Source organism: Bacteroides sp. AF25-38AC (assembly GCF_003602995.1).
In the GTDB taxonomy this organism is placed as follows: Bacteria; Bacteroidota; Bacteroidia; order Bacteroidales; family Bacteroidaceae; genus Bacteroides; species Bacteroides uniformis.
In genome coordinates this window covers 20,457-29,544 of record NZ_QTMD01000039.1, presented here as the reverse complement: position 1 = coordinate 29,544, position 9,088 = coordinate 20,457, and the positions used below count along the sequence as shown (strand labels likewise).

The 9,088-nt window shown below is 50.4% G+C and carries 13 protein-coding genes; 4 read left to right on the top strand and 9 right to left on the bottom strand.

Annotation, left to right across the window (positions count from 1 at the left end; translation table 11 throughout):
- Positions 1–573: 573 nt before the first annotated feature.
- The 7 genes from DWY55_RS19230 to DWY55_RS19200 all read right to left on the bottom strand — a co-directional run bounded on the left by DWY55_RS19230 (position 574) and on the right by DWY55_RS19200 (position 5,390).
- The gene (locus DWY55_RS19230) at positions 574–1,047 is read right to left on the bottom strand and encodes an N-acetylmuramoyl-L-alanine amidase (RefSeq protein ID WP_005831100.1); all 474 of its coding nucleotides are present in this window, start codon (positions 1,045–1,047) and stop codon (positions 574–576) included.
- Between the two features lie 46 nt (positions 1,048–1,093).
- Complete coding sequence (locus DWY55_RS22070; RefSeq protein WP_005837396.1) at positions 1,094–1,195, bottom strand: smalltalk protein; 102 nt, start codon at positions 1,193–1,195, stop codon at positions 1,094–1,096.
- A gap of 156 nt (positions 1,196–1,351) precedes the next feature.
- Positions 1,352–1,864, bottom strand: a complete 513-nt coding sequence (locus DWY55_RS19225) for an HU family DNA-binding protein (RefSeq protein ID WP_005837397.1) — start codon at positions 1,862–1,864, stop codon at positions 1,352–1,354.
- A 252-nt stretch (positions 1,865–2,116) separates the two neighbouring features.
- Positions 2,117–3,496, bottom strand: a complete 1,380-nt coding sequence (gene dnaB, locus DWY55_RS19220; RefSeq protein WP_005837398.1) for a replicative DNA helicase — start codon at positions 3,494–3,496, stop codon at positions 2,117–2,119.
- Entirely contained in the window at positions 3,486–4,142 is a 657-nt protein-coding gene (locus DWY55_RS19215; protein WP_008664714.1) for a hypothetical protein, read from the bottom strand. The genes dnaB and DWY55_RS19215 overlap by 11 nt, the downstream gene beginning before the upstream one ends.
- Before the next feature lie 187 nt (positions 4,143–4,329).
- Positions 4,330–4,632, bottom strand: coding sequence for a DUF4248 domain-containing protein (locus DWY55_RS19210; protein ID WP_005831107.1), 303 nt, complete (start codon positions 4,630–4,632; stop codon positions 4,330–4,332).
- A gap of 320 nt (positions 4,633–4,952) precedes the next feature.
- The gene (locus DWY55_RS19200) at positions 4,953–5,390 is read right to left on the bottom strand and encodes a hypothetical protein (RefSeq protein ID WP_120178281.1); all 438 of its coding nucleotides are present in this window, start codon (positions 5,388–5,390) and stop codon (positions 4,953–4,955) included.
- 439 nt (positions 5,391–5,829) lie between these two features.
- Here DWY55_RS19200 and DWY55_RS19190 point away from each other — a divergent pair, with 439 nt between their 5' ends.
- Positions 5,830–7,065 (top strand): site-specific integrase, encoded by a 1,236-nt coding sequence (locus tag DWY55_RS19190; RefSeq protein WP_004291422.1) that lies wholly within the window; start codon positions 5,830–5,832, stop codon positions 7,063–7,065.
- An 11-nt stretch (positions 7,066–7,076) separates the two neighbouring features.
- On the top strand, positions 7,077–7,439 hold the full coding sequence (locus DWY55_RS19185; protein WP_004291423.1) for a hypothetical protein: 363 nt from the start codon (positions 7,077–7,079) through the stop codon (positions 7,437–7,439).
- Between the two features lie 77 nt (positions 7,440–7,516).
- Here DWY55_RS19185 and DWY55_RS19180 read toward each other — a convergent pair whose 3' ends face one another.
- Together DWY55_RS19180 and DWY55_RS19175 are read right to left on the bottom strand one after the other, a co-directional pair.
- Entirely contained in the window at positions 7,517–7,822 is a 306-nt protein-coding gene (locus DWY55_RS19180; RefSeq protein ID WP_004291424.1) for a helix-turn-helix domain-containing protein, read from the bottom strand.
- A gap of 31 nt (positions 7,823–7,853) precedes the next feature.
- Positions 7,854–8,153, bottom strand: coding sequence for a helix-turn-helix domain-containing protein (locus tag DWY55_RS19175; RefSeq protein WP_004291426.1), 300 nt, complete (start codon positions 8,151–8,153; stop codon positions 7,854–7,856).
- Positions 8,154–8,354: 201 nt separating this feature from the next.
- Here DWY55_RS19175 and DWY55_RS19165 point away from each other — a divergent pair, with 201 nt between their 5' ends.
- Both DWY55_RS19165 and DWY55_RS19160 read left to right on the top strand, forming a co-directional pair.
- Entirely contained in the window at positions 8,355–8,717 is a 363-nt protein-coding gene (locus DWY55_RS19165; RefSeq protein ID WP_004304264.1) for a helix-turn-helix domain-containing protein, read from the top strand.
- Positions 8,718–8,720: 3 nt separating this feature from the next.
- Positions 8,721–9,071, top strand: a complete 351-nt coding sequence (locus tag DWY55_RS19160; RefSeq protein WP_004291454.1) for a helix-turn-helix domain-containing protein — start codon at positions 8,721–8,723, stop codon at positions 9,069–9,071.
- Positions 9,072–9,088: the final 17 nt, after the last annotated feature.

Genomic DNA, 9,088 nt, shown 5'->3' with positions numbered 1-9,088 from the left:
GAAGCACCTGCTCTTGTACTACTTGTATTGTTTATGTAAATCTGTTCAAAGATCGCTCGTTTCACGATTGCTGTTCTTTTCAGAAAGCGGATGCAAAGGTAAGAACTTTAAAGCATATCTTCCAAATATTTTCGGAAGTTTTTTTCATTTTTTCTTTTTCCTGTATTTTCAAATCCTTTAAACAAGGATAAGAAAAGCAAAACAAGAAAAGTTCTTTTTCTTTGCGAGTCGGACTGCAAAGATAAGGAGAATTATTAATAAGCTCCAAATGTTTTTCGAAAAATATTTTTATCTCTTTTTATTTCTCTGTGTCACCTTCCACACTTCTGTTTCAGTATTTCAATCTTACCACTTTCCTTCTCTTGGAAAGCGGGTGCAAAGGTATAGGATTTAACAATACAAGCCAAACATATCTATCATTTTTTTTAATAAAAATGAAACTTTTTTGTAACTTACTGATTCATAAATGCATTTCGCATGAACAATTTTGAAGAAAGGAAAAAGAGAGAAAATAACTATACATTATATATATACGTGCGCGCGAAGAGCACGAAGAAAGAGAATAAAAACATTTTATAAGCATGCCGGATTGGGTGGTGGCGGTTCTGTCAGTATAGTCGCCGCATCAAAGCAGGGACATTGTTTCACCCACTCTTCCGGCTCTATCTCCCCGTTATGGTTCAGGTCGGGGCTCAGGTCGCGGTGACCGCAAAGCCGGGAACCGGGATAATCCTTCAGCAGCAGCAACACAAGCACATGCAGGGAGTGCTTTTGGAAAAGGGTGCGTGTATCGGCAGGGCGACCGCACTCGTCAAGACCGCCTTCGTAACAGACACCAATGCTACCTGCATTCCAACCCCGGACATGGGCACCAGGCAGGGACAAGGGACGCAGGGACTTGATGTCACCGTTCTTGCGGATATAAAAATGATAACCTGCGCCGGAGAAGCCCCGGCGCAGGTGGTCTGTCGTCAAGTCGTGCTCCGTATAGCAGCGGTCGCAGCGGGTGGCGGAACAATGGACGACGATAAGATTGATGAATCTCATGAGAATTAAAAATTAGAAATTAAAAATTAAAAGTGAAGGAAACCCGCTACACTGTCATGGCATGGGCGCTCAGGGCACCAATAAGCGCGGAGGCTACAGCGATTATCACTTTCAGAATCTTATCCCAAACAGATGATTTTGTACTCATAAAATTAAGGATTAATAGTTAAGAATTAATGGTTAAGGATTAGTGATTAAGGATTAAGGGCTAATGATTAATGGTTAATCATTAGGGATTGATTAGCGATAAGCGATTTGCTTGTGTTCATTAACCATTAATCACTAACCCTTAATCATTCCTTCTTTATCCCAGCGGATTTTCGCCCTGGTCGCCGTCGTCGCCGGAGCCGCCTCCGGAACCACCGCCTTGATTGCCGCCGCCGGAGCCGCCCTCCTCGGGCTTGTCGAGCACAAAGCCCACATTCGCCGGGCTGCGGGTCACGGCGGTACTGCCGTTCACCAGCTTCAGCTCCTTGTCGGGGATAAAGCGGATATTCACCTTCGAGATATTGCGCACCGTACATTTGTCCGAGGCCTCCATGCCGGGACAGCGGAACGTCATGTGGAAAGTGCCCAGCTGGTTCAGCTTCACCTTGTCGCCATTGGCAAGGTTGCCTTGAATCTCCTCCACCAGGGCTTCGATGACGTGCTTCACGTCGCCCTTCGTCATGGCACAGTTTTTCTGAATGGAGGCGGCAAGGACATCGATGTCCACGGTGCCGCAGGTCTTGGGTTTCTGACGGAGATAGTACAACATGGGCGAAGCCGGGTTGCTCACGATTTTACGGCGCTGGAAGCGCTCTACAATTACATCCATAAATTTAAAAAGTTAAGGTTTAAGTTAAGAAAAATGAGTTATAAGAGAGAAGTGGGTAAGGGAAGGGATAGGGCGCCCGAATCAATGATTATTCCTTTTCTTAAGCACATTACAAAGATACAACATTAAGAAGCGGAAGTCAAGTGTTTTGCCATTTTTTTTACTACAAAAAACACGGAGACACAGAGTTTTTCAAGCAATAAGAAAAATCTCCGTGTCTTTGTGTCTCTGTATTCTATAAATTTCCATCCATCACTTTGCATTCCTCGTCAGCCACTCCAATGGTGGTATGTAGTCCACCAGTTTTGTCATGCTTTGGTTATGATGGAAATAGACTTCACCGGTTTTGCCATTACGGTGCTTGGCTATGATGACGATACCCAGGCCATCGGTGGGATAAGTACTCTTCTTATCGACGGTCTTGCCGTAGAGGGCAGGGCGGCAAAGCAGCATTACCATATCCGCATCCTGCTCTATGGCGCCGCTCTCGCGCAGGTTGCTCAGGGTGGGGCGATGGTCTATGCTACCGTCGCTCGCCCGGTTCAGCTGACTCAGCAGCAGTACGGGGATATCCAGCTCCTTGGCCAGCAGCTTTGCCTTGCGGCTTGCCTGCGCCACTTCCTGCTCGCGGTTGCGGTTTTTCTGGTCACTCCTCATGTCACATAGTTGCAGATAGTCCACAATCACCATGTCACAGCGATTCTTGCTCTTCAGCAGGCGGGCGGAAGAACGCACGCGGTCCATGCTCGTCATCGGATGGTCGTCTATCAGTATGGGCAACCGCGACAACTCGGCAGACGCCTCATGCACCTGCCTCACCTCGCCGGGTGTGAGCTGACCGCTACGCAGGTGTTGCGGGTCTACCCCCTCCGTAGCTGCAAGCAGCCAGCGGTCTCCCAGGCGCTCGCCTTGCATTTCGAGGCTGAAGACCACCACATGACGCCCCGCCATGGCAGCGGCACGGGCCAGGTGGAGGGCAAAGGCCGTCTTCCCCACCGACGGACGGGCAGCAAGGATGTTCAAGTCGCCGCGCTGCCAGCCCGCCGTAACGTGGTCCAGAGCGTCAAAACCCGTAGGGATACCCGTAATGCCGTTGCATCCGTGCTCCATACGCTGCTCCACCTCGGCCAGCGTGTCGTCCATCAGCCGGTCTATGGAGCGAAGGTGGTCGGCTACGCCGCTCTCGTCCTCCAGCCCCTCCAGCAGTCGATGGGCTTCCACCAGGATGTCGTCAATATCCATCGACTCGTCGGCACTGAACGCCAGCAGTTGCTGGAATCCCGTACGCATGATACGCCGCGTGTGCAATTGCCTAAGGATGAGCGCATGATACTCCAGATGAGCACTGGAGCTGACCTTCGAGCTGATGCGTAACAGTTCGTAAGGCCCGCCCACGGCATCGAGTTTGCCACGGGCTGCCAGTTCGTTCTTCAGCGTGATGGTATCTATGGACTTTGCGCTGCGATACATCGATTGCAGGGCGGCAAAAATTTCCAGATTCTTCTCCTCGTAGAACATCTCGGGACGAAGTTTGTCCGCCACCAGAGGCATGGCAGCGCGCTCTATCATGCAGGCACCGATGACAGCTTCTTCGAGGTCACTGTCGTGGGAAAAAGTAGTTTCAGTCATCATATTCATTTTCAAAAGATTTGTCCGCCAGATAGGTGGCGGCTTGTTTACAATATTTTTGGTTGTTCAGATGGTCGTAATATTCGTCGATGTTGTCCAGTGCCCGCTGTTTCTCGCCTGCCGTCAATTTTTTCCATTCGCGACGGGCCCGGCCGATGTTTACCTTGGGATGCTCGGTGATGTCATGAAACTTTTCCCAGAAGATGCAGAAGTCCTCTCCCACCCCAGCCACCGGCGCTGCCTTCTTCTTCCGCGGGGCTGCTTTAGGACGGGCATTGCCAGTAAGGAAATCATAATCGGGGATACGGATGTGCATCACGTAGGGGTTGGCCACCCGCTCCACGATGCCGGCGTCGAACATCTTGTTGAAGAAGTAGCGCGTACGGTTGCGGGGCCACCCCAATATCTCCATCCAGCGGGCCAGGGAAAGTACGGACTCGCCACGTACACAGTCGAAAAGGTGTCCCCTGACGTTGCAGGTCACCGTGCTGTAGTTGACGTGTGTCAGCACAAAGACAAAGGCTTCGAAGGCATCGGCGGCTTTCTCTCCGGTTTTCATATTCATTTGTTCCTCAAACAAGGCTTTGGGGAAGAGGAGATAGCCTTTCTTCAGCATCTCCGTTGTCATGGGGCTCATTTCTTTTTCCATTTTTGTCTATTCTTAATTCGATAATGCGACAAAGGTAAGGGACCAGCCAGGGGGATACAAATAAGCAGTTAGAATCGGCTAAAAATTAATGAAATACATAAGGTGGCGAGAGAGGGGTTCACCTCATCCTCCACCACCCTATATAATAATATACTAAAATAATCAGAATGTATTAGAAATACATTCTCTATTTCGCATATTTTTTAGAGACCAGAAGATACGGATTTTTCACGGTCATATCCTTCACGTGGTCGGGCATCCCCCAGTAGCTCAGGAGGATGCCTATCTGTACGGGGGTGAGGTGGGCAGTCCTGGCGGTATAGCCCTGGTCCGTCAGATCCTTCAGCAGGCAAGCGTGTTCCGCAATGGAACGGCGCAGGGCCTTTACGGCCGAGCAGGCATACGCGTAGTTTGGGTAATAGGCCACTGCCACATCTGCAATGCGATGGCATCCCTCGAGCAGCCATTCAAAACTTTGTTCTTTTATCATTTTGCATATATTTATTAATAAAACATGTTGCAAAGTTAGAATGGGAGGGAAAACTGGGAAAGTTCGAGTGGCAATAAGAAAACTTGCTCAAGAAAAATGAATGTGTCAAAACGGTTGATGACACACCCTCACTGTCTTATTGATAAAAGCAACACTTTCATACTATAATAGGGAAGCACACATTTTGCGTATTTCATGCAACTTATCGGTCAGCGATTTTTCTTTAAGAGAGACAGCCATATTATATCTCGCCTGCCTATTAACGAGAAGTTCCGCACTAATCCCTAAGGCTGCTTCTACCATAAGAGCGAAGTCACTGGTTACATCTCCCTCTCCCTCTTGAAGTACCCCAGCACCGTGGCCGGTGTAAGACAGCAGCGTTCCACGCTTTTCAGGCGGCTCTGAAAAGTATATCGGGAGCATAGCACAAGGCAGAACCAAGTATAGTTCAAGCTACGGTGCAAGCGGTGCTGAAGGTGGTCGAAAAAACGGGAAACACGGGCAAAGAAGCTAGCGATACGCTCGCGGGGGACAAAACGGGAAGGCTGTGCGGCAGCATTGCGGGAGCGCTTGGCGGTACGTTCCATCTGTGCAAGGGTATACTCCAGTTGCTCGATGTCATTGCGGGTGTTCTCCATGGTTCGTTCCAATTTCTCGCGTCGTACCTGCTGCTTGGCATATCGTTCTTTTCTGTCAGCGATTCGATTTTTGAGGTCTTCTGCGGTGAGGTTTATTCCTTTGTTCTGGATTGATTTCATTATAAATGTATGTTTTATAGTTGTTTGTCTGTATATAAGTTCACGAAAACACATCATCCGTCTGCACCGAATGCATAATGCATAAAAGGCAAACGGATGATATATTTTACGCAAAGTTACTACAAAAAAGTGAAATGCGGAAAGATATAGTGATAGAATTGAGTTACAAGGGTTTTGGTTGAAGTGGCGATAATCCGTGAAGCCATTACAATCCCTGCCGAAGCCAAATCCTGACGCCGCTACGTTACTTGTTCGTAACCATGCCCGAAAATGCGACAAACGGGTACGAATAGCGAAACAAGGCTCTAAGGAATAGTGAGTTATCCATAACTCATGCGAAAAATCAGGTTACGGAAAAAGATTGCGCCGTTCCTCCCCGTTTTGCGTACCAACACCGGACTCTTCACCAACTAATTTTGAAACCCAAAAATTAAGGACAATGAAGAGTACATTTTCAGTAATCTACTACCTCAAGCGTCAGGTAGTGAAAAAGGACGGGACAGTTCCCGTCATGGGACGCATCACGGTGGACGGCAGCCAGACACAGTTCAGCTGCAAACTGACTGTCGATCCGAAACTGTGGGACACCAAAGGTGGACGTGTCACGGGCAGAAGCACGGCGGCACTCGAAACGAACCGTATGCTTGACAAGATGCGGGTACGCATCAACAGGCATTATCAGGAAATCATGGAGCGTGACAACTTCGTCACGGCGGAGAAGGTGAAGAACGCCTTTCTCGGACTGGAACACCGCTACCACACGCTGATGCAGGTGTTCCGCCAGCACAACGAGGACTACGAGAAGCAGGTGGAGGCAGGCATGAAAGCCAAAGGCACGCTGCTGAAGTACCGCACCGTTTACAAGCACATGCAAGAGTTCCTCGACATCCGCTACCATGTGAAGGACATCGCCCTAAAAGAGCTTACCCCGGCTTTCATCTCCGACTTCGAGATGTTCCTGCGCACGGACAAGCACTGCTGCACCAATACCGTGTGGCTGTACGTCTGCCCGTTACGGACGATGGTATTCATCGCCATCAACAACGAGTGGCTGACGCGCGACCCGTTCCGCGAGTATGAAATCAAGAAGGAGGAAACAACACGCAGTTTCCTGACCAAAGATGAGATCCGCCTGCTGATGGAGGGGAAACTGAAAAACGCCAAACAGGAATTGTACCGCGACCTCTACCTGTTCTGCGCCTTCACGGGGCTGTCGTTCGCGGATATGCGCAACCTTACGGAAGAGAATATCCGCACCTACTTCGACGAACACGAGTGGATAAACATCAACCGCCAGAAAACGGGCGTGGTGTCCAACATCCGCCTGCTCGACATCGCCAACCGCATAATCGGCAAATACCGGGGACTGTGCGGGGACGGCAGGATATTTCCCGTTCCGCATTATAACACGTGCCTTGCCGGTATCCGTGCCGTCGCCAAGCGTTGCGGCATCACCAAGCATATCACGTGGCATCAGAGCCGCCACACGGCAGCCACGACGATATTCCTCTCCAACGGTGTTCCCATCGAAACGGTCAGCTCCATGCTCGGACACAAGAGCATAAAGACGACGCAGATTTACGCAAAGATAACCAAAGAGAAGCTCAATCAGGACATGGAGAACCTTGCCGCAAGATTGAACGGCGTCGAGGAATTTGCAGGTTGCACCATCTAAAAAGAAAAGCCATGAAACGTGACACAATCATCATCGAGGACAAGGCAGTCAGCGTAACCGGTAACGACGTGTGGATGACCGCCACCGAAATAGCCGGATTGTTCCATACGACCGTCCCGGCAGTGAACGCCGCCATCAGAGCCGTCCGCAAGTCGGACGTGCTGAACGACTACGAGGTGTGCCGCTACATGCAGCTTGAAAACGGGCTGCACGCGGACGTGTACGCCCTTGAAATCATCATCCCGGTCGCTTTCAGGGTGAATACCTACAACACCCACCTGTTCCGCACATGGCTGGTGGGAAAGGCACTCTCACAAGAGAAACGGCAGACATACGTGATGTTCATACAGAACGGAAAAGCCGGGTATTGCTGATTGCACATACCCCATAAGACAAGTAAACGGGTAGCACCACAAAAGGTGTCACCCGTTTACTTTTTCATGAAACCGCCTCACTCCAGCGGCTTGCGGTAGTTCGCTTCCAGTACCCCGCGCAGCCCCGTTTCCGGGTAAAGCACCTTCCCTCCCAAAAGTATGAAGGGCAACACGCGGTTGTTGCGGTATTCCTGCAAGGTGCGCCGGCTCACACGGAGCAGTTCCGACACCTCGCCGTCCGTCAGGTAACGTTCCCCGTCCAGCGGAGGACGGTAGCTTTCCAGAAATGCGGACAGCCATTTCGAGCCTTTGCGCATATCCTGCACCACAGAGGCTATCGGCTCGTCTTCCATCGTAAAAACATCGTTGTTCTCGTTCATCATAACTTCGGATTCAGTGGGTGAATAAATCAAATCATCTGCCGTGCGGATAGAGCGTGCCGACAAGCGGTATCAGCCGCTTCACCTCCTCTGGCTTGTAATAGAACCTGCGGTTTATCTGCGAGTAGCCGATAAGCCGCCTGTCACGCAGCGTCTGCAACGTGCGCGGGCTTATTCTCAACTGCCCGCAGACCTCCTCGCCCGTGAGCCATCTTTCCATGCGCCCCGTGTCGCTTTTGCGCCTCAGGGCGGCGACCTTCTCCGAGAGTGCGCCGAATGCCGCCACCATCATCTCGAAAGTCTTTTTCTCGATAGATACTATTTCCATATTCATGTCATTTAGAGTTTGCCGCAAAGGTAACGAAACGGCATACAAGACGTATCGTTTTCCGCTGAAAGGCTGCCTGTTGCGCCGTTTGACCGGGTTACGGAGCCATCTTCCGCAAAAATCTTACGTGAGTCACGTAGTGAGTTGTTAAAGCCCCTTTTGTTTATTGCCGAATTTTGTCGCAGAAACAAAAAGAAAGGACTGAACATGAAAGTGATAACAATGGAAAGTTCCGCCTACAAGGAGATGATGGCGCAGATTGCGAACATCGCAGGGTACATCCGCGAGGCAAGGGACGAGAAGAAACGGAAGCGGGAAACCGAAGACAAGCTGCTTGACACGGCACAGGCGGCGAAGATGCTCAACGTGAGCAAGCGCACCATGCAGCGTATGCGCACCGACCACCGTATCGAGTATGTGGTGGTACGCGGAAGCTGCCGCTACCGCCTTTCCGAGATACTGCGGCTATTGGAGGACAACACAGTAAGGAACGAGGAAGGGACAATAGACACCCTGTTCCACAACCACACGCTGCGCACGGGCGGCAAACCAAAAGGAAGGAGGACATAGGTCATGGAACTGCTCACACGAAACAACTTCGAGGGCTGGATGCAGAAGCTGATGGAACGGCTCGACCGTCAGGACGAACTGCTGCTGGCGATGAAGGCTGAGGGGAAACAGCCCACTATCACGGAAAGCATCCGCCTTTTCGACAATCAGGATTTGTGCATGTTGCTCCAGATAAGCAAACGCACCCTCCAACGCTACCGCAGCGTAGGCGCATTGCCCTACAAGACGCTGGGCAAGAAGACCTATTACAGCGAGGAGGACGTGCTGACATTCCTTTCCAACCATATCAAGGACTTCAAAAAGGAAGATATAGCCTTCTACAAGGCTCGTATCCATAATTTCTTTCATAAATAACCCATTAAAACATTTTT

Bases quoted from the DNA above. Each gene is read 5' to 3' on its own strand.
- DWY55_RS19230 (WP_005831100.1), bottom strand. From the start codon at position 1,047: ATGAGATTCATCAATCTTATCGTCGTCCATTGTTCCGCCACCCGCTGC.
- dnaB (WP_005837398.1), bottom strand. From the start codon at position 3,496: ATGATGACTGAAACTACTTTTTCCCACGACAGTGACCTCGAAGAAGCT.
- DWY55_RS19215 (WP_008664714.1), bottom strand. From the start codon at position 4,142: ATGGAAAAAGAAATGAGCCCCATGACAACGGAGATGCTGAAGAAAGGC.
- DWY55_RS19165 (WP_004304264.1), top strand. From the start codon at position 8,355: ATGAAAGTGATAACAATGGAAAGTTCCGCCTACAAGGAGATGATGGCG.
- DWY55_RS19185 (WP_004291423.1), top strand. From the start codon at position 7,077: ATGAAACGTGACACAATCATCATCGAGGACAAGGCAGTCAGCGTAACC.
- DWY55_RS22070 (WP_005837396.1), bottom strand. From the start codon at position 1,195: ATGAGTACAAAATCATCTGTTTGGGATAAGATTCTGAAAGTGATAATC.
- DWY55_RS19200 (WP_120178281.1), bottom strand. From the start codon at position 5,390: ATGAAATCAATCCAGAACAAAGGAATAAACCTCACCGCAGAAGACCTC.
- DWY55_RS19210 (WP_005831107.1), bottom strand. From the start codon at position 4,632: ATGATAAAAGAACAAAGTTTTGAATGGCTGCTCGAGGGATGCCATCGC.
- DWY55_RS19160 (WP_004291454.1), top strand. From the start codon at position 8,721: ATGGAACTGCTCACACGAAACAACTTCGAGGGCTGGATGCAGAAGCTG.
- DWY55_RS19225 (WP_005837397.1), bottom strand. From the start codon at position 1,864: ATGGATGTAATTGTAGAGCGCTTCCAGCGCCGTAAAATCGTGAGCAAC.
- DWY55_RS19180 (WP_004291424.1), bottom strand. From the start codon at position 7,822: ATGATGAACGAGAACAACGATGTTTTTACGATGGAAGACGAGCCGATA.
- DWY55_RS19175 (WP_004291426.1), bottom strand. From the start codon at position 8,153: ATGAATATGGAAATAGTATCTATCGAGAAAAAGACTTTCGAGATGATG.
- DWY55_RS19190 (WP_004291422.1), top strand. From the start codon at position 5,830: ATGAAGAGTACATTTTCAGTAATCTACTACCTCAAGCGTCAGGTAGTG.